The organism is Streptomyces sp. NPDC005576 (assembly GCF_042871745.1).
In the GTDB taxonomy this organism is placed as follows: Bacteria; Actinomycetota; Actinomycetes; order Streptomycetales; family Streptomycetaceae; genus Streptomyces.
Genome location: NZ_JBIAJC010000006.1, coordinates 235,158 through 250,959 on the forward strand (window position 1 = coordinate 235,158; position 15,802 = coordinate 250,959).

The window sequence follows — 15,802 nt, forward strand, 5'->3', positions numbered from 1 at the left end:
CCACCGCTGGTTCTCGGTCCGGGGAGGTCACTTCAGGCCGAAGGCCCGGATGATCTCCTCGTCCACCGCGAGGCCGTCCGGGCCCTGCGCATGCGCCTTGAGGGAGACCGAGGAGGCCCCGTTCTTCGGCGGGGTGAACGTCGCGGTCCACCGGCCGGACGCGGTCCTGTTCAGCTTGACGGCGCTCCACTGGGCTCCGTCGTCATAACTCACCTGGAGTGAGGCGCTCGTTGCCCGCACCGCGCCGTCCAGCCATGCCTGCGTCCCGGCGTCGAGGCCGAGTTCGACCTGTCTGCCGGCCTTCACGTCACCGGCGAGGTCGGTGTCGATGTCGAAGTCCAGCTGGATCAGCGGGATGTCGGCCTCCGCGTATCCGTTCTCGCCCGGTGCGAGCGCCCCGGAGAGGAACGACCACTCGCTGTGGGTCCGGGTGGAGGACTTCCAGGTCTCGGCATCCCGGCGGGAGTCGAGGACCAGCCGGTACGGCAGCTTCTCGGGCGACAGGTCCCAGGCGAAGCCGGCCCGGCCCATCCCTTCCTTGATCAGGGTCTTCCCCTGGTAGAAGGCGTAGCTGGTGGTGTCGTACTCGTCCGCGGGCATCGAGCCGGAGTGGCCGTCGCCCGAGTCGGTCCAGGGGGTGATGTTGAACTGCATGTCGTTGGTGGAGGAACGGAAGGGGCCCCAGTAGCCGGTGCCGAGGCGCGGGGAGGTGACCGGGGCGAACCACTCGTCGCGGTAGGTGCGGCCCGCCGTGTAGTCGAGCGAGGCGCTGCGCATCTCGGCGGCGATGTCGGTGGCGGTGGCGTTGAGGACGGAGTGGTTCTCGTACCAGAAGGAGTCGCCCGGCAGCGGCGTGACCCACTCCTCGCGGACGCCGGGGTACGTCTCGTACTCGTCGAACCCGACCCCCGGGCCGTACTCCGGGATGTCGTAGCGGTAGCCGGCGCCGGCCGTCTTCTTGGCGCCGTAGAAGGTGTTCTCCACCTTGGCGAGTTGCCGGGTGGACGGGGTGAACGCGAGGGAGCGGTCGGGGATGGTGCCGTCGTGGCGGTCGACGAGGTCGTAGAGGTAGTCGGCGGACTTCTTCTGGTCGACGTCGATCTTCTTGCCCCGCTGGGCGGCCCGGATCAGGGACTGGCCGGCGACGGCCTGGGCGGAGGCCACCGGGATGGCCGACTCGGTGCCCCACTCGGTGTAGGTCTCCATGGAGACACCGCGACCGTCATTGACGACGAAGAGCGCTTCGGCTCCGGCGGCGACGGCGTTGGCGAGCCGGTCGGCCGGTGCGACCGCGTCGCTGCGGGTGATGACCACGGCCTTGCGGTCGGCCCGGAGTCCCTTGTAGGCGGCGGCGCTTCCGTCGCCCGCGTAGACGGCGGCGAGTTTCTGCTCGCGGTCGTCGGCGACCACGGATCCGGCCTGTGCGGTGACCGGGACGTCGACACCGTCGGCCGTGACGTCGATCAGCTCCTCGCCCAGACGCCAGCGGGTCAGGAAGCTGAAGCTGCCCTGGGTGACCTTCTTGGTGGGGGCCGCCCACAACTCGTCGTAGGTCAGCGGGATCTGGTAGACGTCACGCTGGAGGAGCCCGCTGGGGGCCGTTCGGGCCATGTCGTAGCGCAGTTGGCGGGTCTCGGACTCCTGCGGTGCCTTCGCGCTGATCTTGTGGGCCTTCGACGCGTCGAGCGTGATGGTCTGCGGGCCCGTACCGAGGATCGTCTCGGGTGCCGCGAGGAAGGCGAGCGCCTTGGAGTCGGTGCGGTCGCCGTCGATGTCGAGTGTGGTCCAGACGGCGTAGTTGCCCGGCGGGAGCCGCAGCGTGGTGTCGCCGGAGACGCCGACGACGCTCAGCGCCGGGTCATCGAGCGCGGCGAAGACGACCTGGCCGTCGGCCGGTCGGCCCGCGCGGTCGCGGAGCTTGATGGTGAGGTCGTAGCGCTCCTCCTCCTTGGACACCGCGAAGCCGGTGTGGGCGACGGTCACGCCGGCCGCGTCGGTGGCGATCACCTGGCCCGAGAAGAGGGTTCCCGCGTCGATCCTGGACGGGTCGATGGAGAGCACGGCATCGGCGGAGGAGCCCGCCGGGACGGTCAGGCGCGGGGTGGAGAGGGTGTACGCCGGGGAGGCCGAGTCGGTCGCCAGGTCCAGGGTGACGTTTTGCTTGCCGGAGTTGGTGTAGGTGATGGTCCGCCGGGCCACCTCGTCCGAGGCTCCGTGCGGCCAGGCGTAGTCGGCGACCTCGACGGATCCGGTGGCCCCGATGGTCGCATCGACCGCGGCCTCGACGTCGACCCGTCCGGTGCCCTGCTCGTACGGGGTGTACGCGGGGAGCCTCGTGGACGTGCTCATCAGCGCGTCCTTGACGCGTTGACCGGACCACTCGGGGTGGCGCTGCTTGAGGATCGCGGCGGCACCGGCGACGTGCGGGGTCGCCATCGAGGTGCCGTCCATCGACTGGTACATGCCCTCGATGCCGGGAACCGACTGCGAGGCCGCGGCGTTGATGCCGACGCCGGGGGCGGACACGTCCGGCTTCAGGCCGTGGGTGTTGATCAGCGGGCCCATGGAGGAGAAGTCCGCGCGGTTGTCCTGCTTGTCGACGGCGGCGACGGTGAGCGCCTCGGCCGCCGAGCCGGGCGCGCTGATGGTGCCCGCGCCGTAGGAGTTGCCTGCCGCGATGACGAAGAGTGGGCCGCCGTCCGCGGAGAGGGCGTTGACCGCCTGCGCCATCGGGTCGCTGCCGTCGTCCGGTACCGGGGCGCCGAGGCTCATCGAGACGACGTCGGCCCCTTCGGCCTTCGCCCACTCCATCGCCTCGATGATGCCGGAGTCGGCGCCCTCGCCGCTGTTCCCGAGCACCTTGCCGATCAGCAGGCCGGCCCCCGGGGCGACCCCCTTGTTCAGACCGCCCGACGCGGCGCCGGAGCCGGCGACGGTCGAGGCCACGTGCGTCCCGTGGCCGTTCTTGTCGTCCACGTCCTCGCCGGGGACGAAGCTCTTCGACTCCAGGATGCGGTCCTTGACGTCCGGGTGGTCGGCGTCGATGCCGGTGTCCAGGACCGCGACCTTGATACCCGCTCCGTCGTACCCCTCCGCCCAGGCGGCGGGGGCGTGGATCTGCGGTACCGACTCGGACAGCAACGCCGTCGAACGGCCGTCCAGCCAGAGCTGGGAGATGCCCGCGTCCAGCGAACGGGCGTTCTGCTTACGGGAGATGTCGTCCCAGAAGGTGCGTGCGTCGGCCTTGTCGGCGGTGAGGGCCGCTCCGTGGATCGACTCCAGGGTGCGCACCTTCTTGGCGCCTTCCGGCGCGGCGGGCAGGGAGCGGGCCGGGGACTGCGGGTAGGTGGCGATCAGCGGGATGCCGCCGGTCCGCTCGTCGTCGTACCCCATCGTGATCAGCGCGGAGATGTTGAAGAGCCGGCGGTCGAGCTTCCCGGCGGCGAGGAGGGAGGTGGCCTCGTCGGGCAGGACGTAGAGGTCGTCGCCGGACTGCTGCACATGGACGCCACCGGTGGCGCCGTCGGGGCGGTCCACGGTGACGGTGCCGTCCTCGCCGGCTCCGGTGCCCTCGACGTAGTGCACCACGTCGCCGGTGACGAGAGTGATGTCGTGGCTCTGGGGTTCGGCCGCCTGACGGCCGTGCGCCGCCGGGGCCTGGGGGGTCGCCGGGTGGGGGGAGGCCGAAGCGGAACCGGCGGCGGGAAGCATCACACCGCTCACGAGCGCGACGGAAGTCGCCATGAGGAGGAGTGTGCGTCCCTGACGAGCGGGTCTCGCCCGGCCGGAAGCGGAAGGGGCTGAAAATGTCATGGTGCTGATCTACCGGTAAATGGCAGACGGCTACGCGGTTTCGCTCTGGCAGGAAACCGCCGTGGCGACTACCCGCCAGGCGGGAAAAGGGCGTTCAGGGCAGTGGTGTCCAGGGATGCGGCGTTCGTGGAGTCCGCCGCCGTCGACGGGGCGGGTTCGTGGTGGATCGGGGTGCGGGCGTCGGTGAGTCGCGCGCCGCTGCCGCCGTGCCGCTCGGCGACGATCTCCGCCATGATCGAGAGCGCGGTCTCCTCGGGCGTCCGCGCCCCGAGGTCCAGCCCGATCGGTGAGTGCAGCCGGCCCAGTTCGTGCGCGGTGACGCCCTCTTCCCGCAGCGCCGCCTCCCGTTCCCGGTGGGTACGCCGCGACCCCATCGCACCGACGTACCCGACGGGCAGCCGCAACGCGGCCTTCAGCAGGGGTACGTCGAACTTCGGGTCGTGGGTGAGTACGCAGAGGACGGTACGCGCGTCGACCTCGGCCGTGGCGAGATAGCGGTGCGGCCAGTCGACCACGATCTCGGCGGCCTCGGGAAAGCGGGCGGCCGTGGCGAAGACGGGCCGGGCGTCGCAGACGGTGACCCGGTAACCGAGGAACGTCGCCACCCGGGTCAGGGCCGAGGCGAAGTCGACGGCCCCGAAGACGATCATGCGGGGCGCCGGCACGCTCGACTCCACGAACAGGGTGACGGGCCGGCCGCACCGCGAGCCGTCCGCACCGACCGTGACCGAGCCGGTTCGTCCGGCGGCCAGCATCGCCCGCGCCTCCGCCGCGGCCGCCCGCTCGAAGCCGCTCACCGTACCTGACGCCCCGTCAACTTGCTTATCCTGAATACCACGTGCGGGAACGGCCACAGCACGTCCGAGGAGTTCGGCGGGGCCACTGACGACCAGGGCGAGTGCGGCGGGCCGCCCGGCCGCCGCCGCCGCGAGCGCGGCCGCCACGACCGGCCGGACCGCGTCGCCGGTCCTTACCGGAGTGACCAGCACCTCGATGATCCCCCCGCAGGTGAGACCGATCGCGAAGGCGTCCTCGTCGCTGTAGCCGAATTGCTCGCGCACGGTGATCCCGTCGTCCAGGGCCTGGCGGCACAGTTCGTACACCGCGCCCTCCACGCAGCCGCCGGAGACCGATCCGACCGCCTCGCCCTCCCGGTCGACGGCGAGGGCGGCGCCCGGCTGCCGTGGCGCGCTTCCGGTGACCCGGACGACCGTGGCGACGGCGAAGTCTCTTCCCTGCACGGTCCATCGGTGCAGTTCGGCGGCGATGTCCAGCACGTGTCTCTCCTCTCGGGCTCCATCGGTTTGCAGGTCGCACCGGCTCTCGGGCGACCCCGGCGGCCGCCGCCCCGCCCGAGGCGGTCAGGTGCCGGTGAGGTGCTCCGGGCGTACCGGGGTCCGGTTGAGTTCCAGGCCCGTCGCCGCCCGGATCGCGGCGAGCACCGCGGGGGTGGACGAGAGGGTGGGGGCCTCACCGACGCCCCGGAGGCCGTACGGGGCGTTGTGGTCGGCGAGTTCGAGTACGTCGAGGGGGATGGGCGGGGTGTCGAGGATGGTCGGGATCAGATAGTCGGTGAAGGACGGGTTGCGGACCTTGGCGGTCTTCGGGTCGACGAGGATCTCCTCCATCACGGCGACGCCGAGTCCCTGGGTGGAGCCGCCCTGGATCTGTCCCGCGACGGCGAGCGGGTTGAGTGCCTTGCCGACGTCCTGGGCGCAGGCGAGTTCGACGACCTTCACGAGTCCCAGTTCGGTGTCCACCTCCACCACGGCCCGGTGGGCGGCGAAGGAGTACTGCACATGGCCGTTGCCCTGACCGGTGCGGCGGTCGAGGGGCTCGGTGGGCCGGTGGCGCCACTCCAGCTCCACCTCGATCACCTCGTCGCCCAGGACGTCGGCGAGGCCGGCCAGGGTCTCGCCGCCGTCAGTGACCACCGTGCCGTTCTCCAGCAGGAGTTCGGCGGTAGCCCACGCGGGGTGGTACGTACCGAACTTGCGGCGTCCCAACGCCAGCACGCGCTCCCGGACGGCCTCGCAGCTGTTCTTGATCGCGCCGCCGGTGACGTAGGTCTGGCGGGAGGCGGAGGTGGAGCCGGCCGAGCCGACCCGGGTGTCGGCGGGCTGGAGGGTGACCTGGCCGACGCCGAGTTCGGTGCGCGCGATCTGGGCGTGCACGGTGACGCCGCCCTGTCCGACCTCCGCCATCGCGGTGTGCACGGTCGCGACCGCCTCGCCGTTGATGACCTCCATCCGGACCCGGGCGGTGGAGTAGTCGTCGAAGCCCTCGGAGAAGCCGACGTTCTTCAGCCCCACCGCGTAGCCGACGCCCCGTACGACGCCCTCGCCGTGCGTGGTGTTGGAGAGCCCGCCCGGCAGTGCGCGTACGTCGACCGACCCGGCGCCCGACGCCGGATCAACGGCCAGCCACTGCCGTTCGGGCGGCAGGGGGCGGGACGTGACGCGGCGGAGGAGTTCGGCGACCGGTGCGGGCGAGTCGCAGGGCTGGCCGGTGGGGAGCAGGGTGCCCTGCTCCATCGCGTTGATCCGGCGGAACTCCACGGGGTGCAGACCGAGTTCGGCGGCGAGCTTGTCCATCTGCGCCTCGTACGCGAAGCACGCCTGGACGGCTCCGAAGCCGCGCATCGCCCCGCAGGGAGGGTTGTTGGTGTAGAGGGCGAGCGCCTCGATGTCGACGTCGTCCACGGCGTACGGCCCCACCGAGAGCGAGGCGGCGTTGCCGACGACGGCCGGGGAGGACGAGGCGTAGGCGCCGCCGTCGAGCACGATGCGGCACTTCACATGGGTCAGCTTGCCGTCCCGGGTGGCGCCGTGTTCGTAGCTGAGTTTGGCGGGGTGGCGGTGGACGTGGCCGAAGAAGGACTCGAAGCGGTTGTAGACCATCTTGACGGGCTTGCCGGTGCGCAGCGCGAGCAGGCAGGCGTGGATCTGCATGGACAGGTCCTCGCGGCCTCCGAAGGCACCGCCGACGCCGGAGAGCGTCATCCGGATCTTCTCCTCGGGGAGGCCGAGGACGGGCGCCATCTGGCCCCGGTCGGAGTGCAGCCACTGGGTCGCGACGTAGAGGTCCACGCCGCCGTCCTCGGCGGGGACGGCGAGTCCGGACTCGGGGCCGAGGAAGGCCTGGTCCTGCATGCCGAAGGTGTACTCGCCGCGCACGATCACGTCGGCGCGGGCGGCTGCCGCCGCCGCGTCCCCGCGCACGACCGGCTGGCGGTGCACGATGTTGGGGTGCGGGACGTGCGGGCTGTGGTGGTCGTCGCGGCCCTCGTGGAGCAGGGGCGCGCCGGGTGCGGTGGCGGAGGCCTCGTCGGTGACGACGGGCAGTTCCGCGTAGTCGACGCGGATCTTCGCCGCGGCGCGGCGGGCGGTCTCGGGGTGGTCGGCGGCGACCAGGGCGACCGGTTCGCCGTGGTGGCGGACCCGGCCGTGGGCGAGGGCGGGGGTGTCCTGGATCTCCAGGCCGTAGTTCTTCACGCTGGTGGGCAGGTCGTCGTGGGTGAGGACCGCGTACACACCGGGGGTGGCGAGCGCCTCGGCGATGTCGATGGAGCGGATCTCGGCGTGGGCGGTGGTGGAGCGCAGGGTGTGGCCCCAGAGCATGTCCTCGTGCCACATGTCGGAGGAGTAGGCGAACTCCCCCGTGACCTTGAGGGTGCCGTCGGGGCGGGGGGTGGACTCGCCGATGCCGCCGCGGGTCCGTGCGCCCTGGGTGAGGCCGACCGGGGTGCCGGTGGTCGTCATGACCGGTCCGCCTCTCCGGAGCGGGCGGCCGCGAGGCGGACCGCGTCGAGGATCTTCTCGTACCCGGTGCAGCGGCAGAGGTTGCCGGAGAGGGCCTCGCGGATGTCCTGGTCGGACGGAGAGGGCCGCTGTTCCAGCAGTTCGTCGGCGGCCACCAGGAGTCCGGGGGTGCAGAAACCGCACTGCACGGCTCCGGCGTCGATGAATGCCTGCTGGACGGGGGAGAGCGGGGGGCCGTCCGGTCCGGGCTCGGCCTGCCATCCGCGGGCCTCGTCCAGGCTCGTGCCGCACGCGCCGGCCGCGCAGCCACTGCCGGGGTGGGCGTCGGCGCGGTGGCGGGCGTAGTCGGCGAGCCCTTCGACGGTGACGACCTCGCGGCCCTCGGCCTGCCCGGCGGCGACGAGGCAGGCGCAGACCGGCACGCCGTCGAGGCGGACGGTGCAGGAGCCGCACTCGCCCTGTTCGCAGGCGTTCTTGGAGCCGGGCAGGCCCATGCGTTCCCGCAGTACGTACAGGAGGGACTCGCCCTCCCAGACGTCGTCCGCCTGCTGCGGCCTGCCGTTGACGGTGAAGTGGACGCGCATGGTCAGCGGGCTCCTTCGGGTGTGCGGCCGGTGCGGTACTGCTCCCAGGTCCAGCCGAGGGTGCGGCGGGCCAGGACGCCGATCGCGTGCCGGCGGTAGCGGGCGGTGCCCCGGACGTCGTCGATCGGGTTGCAGGCGCCCGAGGCGAGGCCGGCGAACTCGCGGGCGACGGACGGGGTGACGGTGCGGCCGTTCTCCCAGAAGCCGCCCTCGTCGAGTGCGGCGTTGAGGAACTCCTCGGCGGCGGTGGCGCGGACCGGGGTGGGCGCGGCGGAACCGATGCCGGTGCGCACCGTACGGGTCCGGGGGTGCAGGGCGATCGAGAAGGCGCAGACGGCGATGACCATCGCGTTGCGGGTGCCGACCTTCGAGAACTGCTGCGGGCCGTCGGCGCGGGTGATGTGCACGGCTCGGATGAGTTCGTCGGGGGCGAGCGCGTTCCGCTTGACGCCGGTGTAGAACGCGTCGATCGGGATCATCCGCGTCCCGCGCACGGACACCGCCTCGACCTCCGCGCCCGCGGCGAGCAGCGCCGGGTGCGCGTCCCCGGCCGGGGACGCGGTGCCGAGGTTGCCGCCGACCCCGCCCCGGTTACGGATCTGCGGGGAGGCGACGGTGTGCGAGGCGAGAGCCAGTCCGGGCAGCTCGGTCCTGAGGTGTTCCATGATCGCGCCGTACGTCACCGAGGCTCCGAGGCGAACGGTCCGCTCGCCGACCTCCCACTCCGAGAGTTCACCGATCCGGGTCAGGTCGAGGAGGTGCTCGGGACGGCGGTGGTCGAAGTTGATCTCGACCATGACGTCCGTGCCTCCGGCGAGGGGCACCGCCGTCGGGTGCTCGGCCTTGGCGGCGAGCGCGTCCTCCCAGGCGGCGGGTCGAAGGAAGTCCATGAGTGGCTCTCTTCTCGGTGGGCTGCGCAGGGTGGGGGCCCGCGTGGGGCCGGGCAGCGGTCGCCCTTCATCAGTTGTTGACGCAGGGTGGCCCCCAGTACACAAGCCGTGCTCCAACCGGTGCAGTCACCGAAACAATGAAGGAGTTGGCTGGTCTCCTCGCTCGTCTTGTAGATTCGAACGAATGGCGGGGGTCGGAAACCTCGCCGCAATTCACAGGACTCCTGGCACCTACGGAAACAGATCGGCGGCAACGAGATGCGGCTGCGCGCACTGCTGGACACCGACGCGCTGGGGCTGCGGCTGCTCGGCGGCGAGGACGAGCTGGACCGTCCGGTCCGCGGCGTCATGACGACGGACCTGCGCGACCCGAGCCGTTACCTCTCCGGCGGTGAGCTCGTGCTCACCGGTCTGGCCTGGCGCCGTGACGCCGCGGACTCCGAGCCCTTCGTACGGATACTCGCGGCGGCCGGGGTCAGCGCGCTGGCTGCGGGCGAGGCCGAGCTCGGTCCCGTACCCGACGACCTGGCCGAGGCGTGTCTGCGCCACCGCATGCCGCTCTTCGCGGTGAACGAGACGGTTGCCTTCGCGACGATCACCGAACACGTCGTACGGCAGGTGTCGGGCGAGCGCGCCGGGGATCTGGCGGCGGTCGTGGACCGGCACCGGAGGCTGATGACCTCCGGTCCGGCGGGCGGCGGTCCCGAGGTGGTGCTGGACCTGCTCGCCGGGGACCTGTCCCTTTCGGCGTGGGTGCTCTCCCCCACCGGGCGCCGGATCGCCGACGCCGGGAAGCCGCTGCCGGGACCGGTCGCCGCGGCTCTCGCGGGACGCCATCTGGCGGCGGCCAGGACCGGCCGCCGGGGTCCGCACGCGGCCTCGGTGGACGGCACCACGTACGCGCTCTTCCCGATCCGGAACACCGGCCGGAGCACCGTACCCGCCCCGCAGCCCTCGCGCGGGTCCGCCCTCTCGGAGTGGCTCCTCGCGGTGGAGGCCGATCCGGGCGACTGGCCCGAGGCCCGGCTGGACCTGCTCCAGGGGGTCACCCAGCTGATCGCCGTCGAGCGCGACCGGCGCGACGCCGCGCGCACGGTGCGGCGCCGGCTCGCCCAGGAGGTGCTGGAGCTCGTGCAGACCGGCGCCGCCCCGGCCGAGATCGCGGCGCGGCTGCGGGTCGCGGCGCCGGTGCTGCTGCCCGGACTCGGTACCGCACCGCACTGGCAGGTCGTGGTGGCACGGGTGGAGTGGGAGGCGGGAGCCGACGGCGCGGACTCCCCGGCCCGCGGCGGCGCCCGGGACCATGCGGGCGGTCCCGTGGCCCAGGCGCTGCTGGAGGAGATCCTGGTCGATCCGGCGGCCACCGGGCCGGATTCGGCCGACCGGATAGCGGTGGCGTACACGGAGGACGAGGCCATCGCGCTCGTACCGCTGTCGTCGTTCTCCGGCCCCCCGGCCGGTCCGGGGCCCGGCGAGGGGTCCGGGACCGACGGCTCGGACGACGGCTCCGCCCACGGGGCGGACTCCGCTCTGCGCGCGAGCGTCCTGCTGGACGCGGTCCGGGAGCCGCTCTCGGCGGGGCTCGCGGACGACGGCCGCCTCACGCTGGGCGTCAGCGCGGCCGTCCACTCGGCCGAGGGGCTGCACGGCGCGCTGGAGGAGGCCCGGCACGCCCGCCGGGTCGCGGCGGCCCGCCCGGGCCGGGTCTGCGCGGCCGGCCACGACGAACTCGCCTCGCACGTACTGCTGCTGCCGTTCGTCCCGGACGACGTGCGGCGGGCCTTCACGGCGCGGCTGCTGGACCCGCTGCGGAGCTACGACCGGCGCCACCGCGCCGAGCTGATTCCGACGCTGGAGGCGTTCCTGGAGTGCGACGGGTCCTGGACCCGGTGTGCGACCCGCCTCCACCTGCACGTCAACACGTTGCGCTACCGCGTCGGGCGTATCGAGCAGTTGACGGGTCGCGACCTCGCCCGACTGGAGGACAAGCTCGATTTCTTCCTCGCCCTGCGCATGAGCTGACCTTCCGCGTCCGGACGGGCACCGCCCGGGCCCGGTAAGGGTGACACCCGTTTGTGAAATCTTTCACCTGAACCTGGCCCGCCCTCTTGGCCGGGCTGCCGATCCGTGCTGAGATGCGCCCACACTCAACAGCTCAATGGCGCGCTCGGGGAGGCAATGTGGCGTCCATCGCCATGTCTGGGTCCGGAACGACAGCCGATGACGAACCTCCCCTCCTGACCGCGGTGTGGCGGTTGCGCTCCCGCGCCTGCTGGACGGACGCCGCCGCGCTGCTCGGGCAGAGCGCCGCGACCGACCCGGCCGCCGCCCTCCAGCGCGCCGCCCTGCTGACCGAGCGCTGCCTCTACACGACGGAGGGCTGGACCGACGCCGAGGACGCCCTGCGGACGGCTGAGGCACTCGCCAAGGACAACGCCGAGCGGGGAGCGGCGGCCTGCGAGCGCGGCTACCTCGCGTACGCCTCCACCCTGCTCGGCATCCGCGACCGGGCCGACGAGGCGTCCGTGGCGCTGAGCCGCGCGGCGGCCCTGCTCGCCCCGGACGCCCCGGGCCGGCCCCTGCTGGACTTCCGGCGCGGGCTGATCGCGCAGAACATCGCCCAGGCGCCCGATTCCGCGCGGGCCGCCTTCCGCCGGGCGCACGCGGGCGCCACCGCCCGGGGGGACGCGTTACTGCTCTCCTTCACCTGGCGCCACCTCGCGTCCCTGGCCCTGGGCGAGGGCGACCTGACGGAGGCACGCCACGGGTTCGCGGAGTCGCTGCGGATACGGGAGGAGCTGGGCTACCTCGTCGGAACGGCACCCGCGCTGATCTCCCTCGCGGAGACCGAGACGGAGCCGGTGGCCACCCGGCTGCGCGCCGAGGCGGGCCGCCTCTTCCGGCTGCTGGGCGGCGTGCCCACCTGGCTCGCCCCGCTGCTCGACGAGCCTCCGGAGCCCGAGGTCGCCGCGGCGAACTGAACGGCGTACCCGGGAGTCCCGGGCCACCCGCCCCCGGGCGCCCGGTCACGCCGCCGCCCCTGCCTCACCCGTCCGCCGGGCTCCGGTAGTGCTCCGCGACGAGCGCCCGTACGGCCGTCAGGTCACGGTCGCCCAGCGCCTCCAGCAGTGCGGTGTGCTGCGCCGCGTCGGCCCGCAGACCGGCGGGCCGGCCCGGTGCGGCCCCGGGCAGCGGGCCGGGGCAGCGGCGGTGGAGGTCGTCGGCGAGGGCCACCAGCTGGGCGTTGCCGGCGAACCCGAGCAGGGCCCGGTGGAAGGCACGGTCGCTCTCCGTGTAGGCCGAGCGGTCGCCGGTCGCCGCCGCTTCCACCGTGGCCTCCGCCAGCGGGCGCAACGCGTCCCAGCGGGGGGCGGGCACGGTCCGGGCGAGCCGCAGCACGACGGGTGCCTCCATCAGCGCGCGCACCTCGGCCAGTTCGGCGAGCTCCCGCGGGCCGCGCTCGACGACGCGGAAGCCCCGGTTCGGCACGACCTCCACCGCGCCCTCCGCGGCCAGCCGCTGCATCGCCTCGCGCACCGGGGTGGCCGACACGCCGAAACTCGCGCCGAGTGCGGGGGCCGAGTACACCTGCCCCGGGACGAGCTCCCCGGCGGCCAGGGCCTCCCGCAGGGCGTCCAGGATCTGCCCGCGTACGGAGTAGCGGTGGACCGGCGGCGGTGCGGCGGCCTCTCCGCGGGTGTGCTCACCGCGGGTGTGTTCGCCACGCGCCGCGCCACGCGCCGCGCCGCGCGCCGTCTGGGCGGGCACCCGGGGGGCCGTACCGGCACCGAACGCGTCGAACGCCCCCGGGGCTCCGGGACGCTCCGCCGGGTACGCGGAGTACGCGGGTGTGTCCTGCCGCGCTCTGCCCTGGTCCACCGGTCCTCCTCGTCCCCGCCCCGCCCGCGTCGTCCCGCTCGGACGCCGTCACCCGTGCACGATAGGCGCCCGACCCCCGGGTCCACACGTCGATCACGTCGGGTAAGGTAAGCCTTGCCTGCCAACGCTCGTGATTCGGTGGTCCCGCATGACCGTTCCCACTGTGCCCGTCGGCACCGTCACTCCGGCCTCCCCGGTGACGTCCGCGTACGCGCGCCTCGCCGAGGTCTTCCCCGGCCTGCGCACCGACGTGCTCGACGCGGCGACTCCCCTGCCCGCCGGTTCCGGCTGGGTGCGTGCGGACGAGCTGGCGGCGGGCGGCCCGGTGGTCGACACCTTCCTGGCGTGGGACGAAGCGCAGATCGAGCGCGACTACCGGCAGCGGGCCCGCCCGGACGTGGTGGCCGGCTTCGGGCTCCACCGGTACGCCTGGCCCGCCTGCCTGCTGGTGACCCTGCCGTGGTTCCTGCACCGGAGGGTGCCGCGGCTCCCGGCCGAGGACGTGGCGTTCCAGCGGGCTCTGGGCCACTTCGCCGTCCGTGTACGGGAGTTCTCCTGCCTGCCCGACGACCCGGCGGCCTCGCACCCCGACGCGCGCGTGGTACCGGACGAAGCGGCGCTCCGGGCCGAGGTGCTGGCCTCCGTCGCGGCCCACATGGGCCCGGTCATGGAAGGCTTCGGCCCCCGCATGCGGCGCGGTAAGCGTGCGCTGTGGGGCATGGCGACGGACGAGATCGTCGAGGGCCTCTGGTACATCGCCCACCTGCTGGGCGAGGAGACCCGGGCGATGGCCGAACTCGAGCGCCTGCTCCCGGGCGCCACCGAGCCGTACGTCGGAGCAGCCGGATTCCGCGAACTCACCGGCCCGAACGGCGAGTCGCTGCCGACACGCGACCGCGCCAGCTGCTGCTTCTTCTACACACTGCGCCCCGAGGACACCTGCGTGACCTGCCCGCGCACGTGCGACAGCGACCGCGTGAAGAGGCTCGCCACCGCCCCCTGATCGACTCCACCCGCACGAGGGAGTCCCTCTCGAATACAACTCTGCCGTTTCGTCCGGCAGTTCGACCAAAATGCGGTCACCTGTACGCTCCGGACCCCCCGAAGGCGTGCTCTTGCCCCGAATCCGCCTGAGGCGAGCGGAAGTTCCGTCACGATGGCGTCCGAAACGTCCCACGTGACCCGAGGAACCCCGCATGAGACTGTCCGACATGTCGCTCGACTGGCTGCTTCCGGGCGCCGTACTGCTCGTGGGAGTCATGGCGGCGGTGACGGTGGTCGCACGCGGCAAGCGTGCCGCCGGCAAAGCCTCGGCCGACGACACCTGGGAACGCAGCGAGGACCGGCGCAGGCGCAAGGAAGCGCTCTACGCCACCGCTTCCTACCTCCTGCTGTTCTGCTGCGCGGCGGTCGCCGCCGCGCTCTCCTTCCACGGCCTCGTCGGCTTCGGCCGGCAGAACCTCGGCCTCGGCGGCGGCTGGGAGTACCTCGTCCCGTTCGGCCTCGACGGCGCGGCGATGTTCTGCTCCGTACTGGCCGTACGGGAGGCGAGCCACGGGGACGCGGCCCTCGGATCCCGGCTGCTGGTATGGACGTTCGCCGGGGCGGCGGCCTGGTTCAACTGGGTCCACGCGCCGCGCGGCATGGACCACGCGGGCGCGCCGCAGTTCTTCGCGGGTATGTCGCTCTCTGCGGCGGTGCTCTTCGACCGAGCACTGAAGCAGACCCGCCGGGCGGCGCTGCGTGAACAGGGCCTGGTGCCCAAGCCGTTGCCGCAGATCCGGATCGTCCGCTGGCTGCGAGCCCCCCGGGAGACCTTCGACGCCTGGTCGTTGATGCTCCTCGAAGGGGTGCGCACCCTGGACGAGGCGGTCGACGAGGTGCGGGACGACCGCCGCGAGCAGGAACAGGACCGCGTCCGCAGGCGGGACCAGGAGAAGCTCGACCGGGCGCGCATCAAGGCGCTCAACCGGCAGAACCGCGCCTGGAGCAGGGGCCGGGGCGGCCGTCAGGTGGACGTTCCCGCCCTGCCCCCCGCGCCGAACCCGGACCGGGCAGCCGTGGAGCCCGCCACGACGGAACCCGGCCATCTGCCCCTGCGCCCCCGGCCGCCACTGCAGGCCGTCACTGGCTCCCCGCGGACGGCGGGCGAGCCCGGGGGCGACCCGCTGACCGTCGACCTCACCGCCGAGGACGACACGCAGGCGCTCCCCCGGCTCGACTCCCTGGAGCGCAAACTCAAGGACCTTGAGCAGCAGTTCGGCTGAGCACCCGGGCAACGCCCGTACGGTGCGTCACAGGACGGCATGCCCACGGACCACTCCGCCGCCTCGCGACGCACCGCCGCCGCCCCGCTCCGTCGGGAATCGCGGCACGGCCTTCAGTCGGCCACCTCGAACCAGACCACCTTGCCCAGCACCTGCGCTTCCACCCCCCAGGTGTCCGCGAGGCTGCGTACCAGGATCATGCCCCTGCCGTGCGTACCGTCGTCGGCGTTCGGTACGTACGACCGGGGCATGCCGGACGCGAAGTCACGCACCTCCACCCTGACCCTCGTCCCCTCGACCGTGGCCGTGACGGCCGCGCCGTGACGGGTGTGGATCAGCGCGTTGGTCAGCACTTCGCTCAGGAGCAGTTCCGCGGTCTCCACGGACTCGGTCCCGATCCGCGGGCGGAGGAAGTCCCGGAGGTCGCGCCGGACCTTTCCGACCGCGGAACTGTCCGTGTGGCCGAGGCGGCGATACAGGCTCTCGCCCCGCACCTCTCCTCCGCCGGGGGACCGCCCCCCGCCTCCGCGACGGCCGGCCCTGTTGTGACGTTCCATCATGTCCCCCGCCCGCACGCCGAATCAGCCTCCCTCTGCTCGATCCCTCGA

At 72.9% G+C, this 15,802-nt stretch carries 11 protein-coding genes; 4 read left to right on the forward strand and 7 right to left on the reverse strand.

Translation table 11 applies throughout. The features are described from left to right. Positions 1-27: 27 nt before the first annotated feature. The 5 genes from ACFYPN_RS13005 to ACFYPN_RS13025 form a co-directional block, all read right to left on the reverse strand. Positions 28-3,744: a S8 family serine peptidase gene (locus ACFYPN_RS13005; protein ID WP_389298089.1), complete on the reverse strand. Its 3,717-nt coding sequence runs from the start codon at positions 3,742-3,744 to the stop codon at positions 28-30. Between the two features lie 137 nt (positions 3,745-3,881). After that, positions 3,882-5,090, reverse strand: coding sequence for an XdhC family protein (locus ACFYPN_RS13010; protein WP_389298091.1), 1,209 nt, complete (start codon positions 5,088-5,090; stop codon positions 3,882-3,884). An 84-nt stretch (positions 5,091-5,174) separates the two neighbouring features. Continuing rightward, complete coding sequence (gene pucD / locus ACFYPN_RS13015) at positions 5,175-7,574, reverse strand: xanthine dehydrogenase subunit D (protein WP_389298092.1); 2,400 nt, start codon at positions 7,572-7,574, stop codon at positions 5,175-5,177. Then, positions 7,571-8,158 (reverse strand): (2Fe-2S)-binding protein, encoded by a 588-nt coding sequence (locus tag ACFYPN_RS13020; protein WP_358756239.1) that lies wholly within the window; start codon positions 8,156-8,158, stop codon positions 7,571-7,573. The genes pucD and ACFYPN_RS13020 overlap by 4 nt, the downstream gene beginning before the upstream one ends. A gap of 2 nt (positions 8,159-8,160) precedes the next feature. Next, positions 8,161-9,048, reverse strand: a complete 888-nt coding sequence (locus tag ACFYPN_RS13025; protein ID WP_358756237.1) for an FAD binding domain-containing protein — start codon at positions 9,046-9,048, stop codon at positions 8,161-8,163. 258 nt (positions 9,049-9,306) lie between these two features. Between ACFYPN_RS13025 and ACFYPN_RS13030 the strand changes: the two genes are divergently transcribed. Beyond that, positions 9,307-11,070, forward strand: coding sequence for a PucR family transcriptional regulator ligand-binding domain-containing protein (locus tag ACFYPN_RS13030; protein WP_358756235.1), 1,764 nt, complete (start codon positions 9,307-9,309; stop codon positions 11,068-11,070). A gap of 173 nt (positions 11,071-11,243) precedes the next feature. Next, positions 11,244-12,029 (forward strand): hypothetical protein, encoded by a 786-nt coding sequence (locus ACFYPN_RS13035; RefSeq protein ID WP_358756233.1) that lies wholly within the window; start codon positions 11,244-11,246, stop codon positions 12,027-12,029. Between the two features lie 64 nt (positions 12,030-12,093). On the opposite strand, the gene ACFYPN_RS13040 is transcribed toward ACFYPN_RS13035, so the two are convergent. Beyond that, positions 12,094-12,927 carry a GntR family transcriptional regulator gene (locus tag ACFYPN_RS13040; RefSeq protein WP_389298095.1) on the reverse strand — a complete coding sequence of 278 codons (834 nt, stop codon included), beginning with the start codon at positions 12,925-12,927 and terminating at the stop codon, positions 12,094-12,096. 148 nt (positions 12,928-13,075) lie between these two features. Here ACFYPN_RS13040 and ACFYPN_RS13045 point away from each other — a divergent pair, with 148 nt between their 5' ends. Further along, the gene (locus ACFYPN_RS13045) at positions 13,076-13,930 is read left to right on the forward strand and encodes a (2Fe-2S)-binding protein (protein ID WP_358756231.1); all 855 of its coding nucleotides are present in this window, start codon (positions 13,076-13,078) and stop codon (positions 13,928-13,930) included. Positions 13,931-14,123: 193 nt separating this feature from the next. Continuing rightward, a complete protein-coding gene (locus tag ACFYPN_RS13050) occupies positions 14,124-15,194 on the forward strand; it encodes a DUF2637 domain-containing protein (protein ID WP_358756229.1) in 1,071 nt (356 codons plus the stop codon). Between the two features lie 113 nt (positions 15,195-15,307). On the opposite strand, the gene ACFYPN_RS13055 is transcribed toward ACFYPN_RS13050, so the two are convergent. After that, positions 15,308-15,688, reverse strand: a complete 381-nt coding sequence (locus ACFYPN_RS13055) for an ATP-binding protein (protein ID WP_389298097.1) — start codon at positions 15,686-15,688, stop codon at positions 15,308-15,310. Positions 15,689-15,802 lie beyond the last annotated feature (114 nt).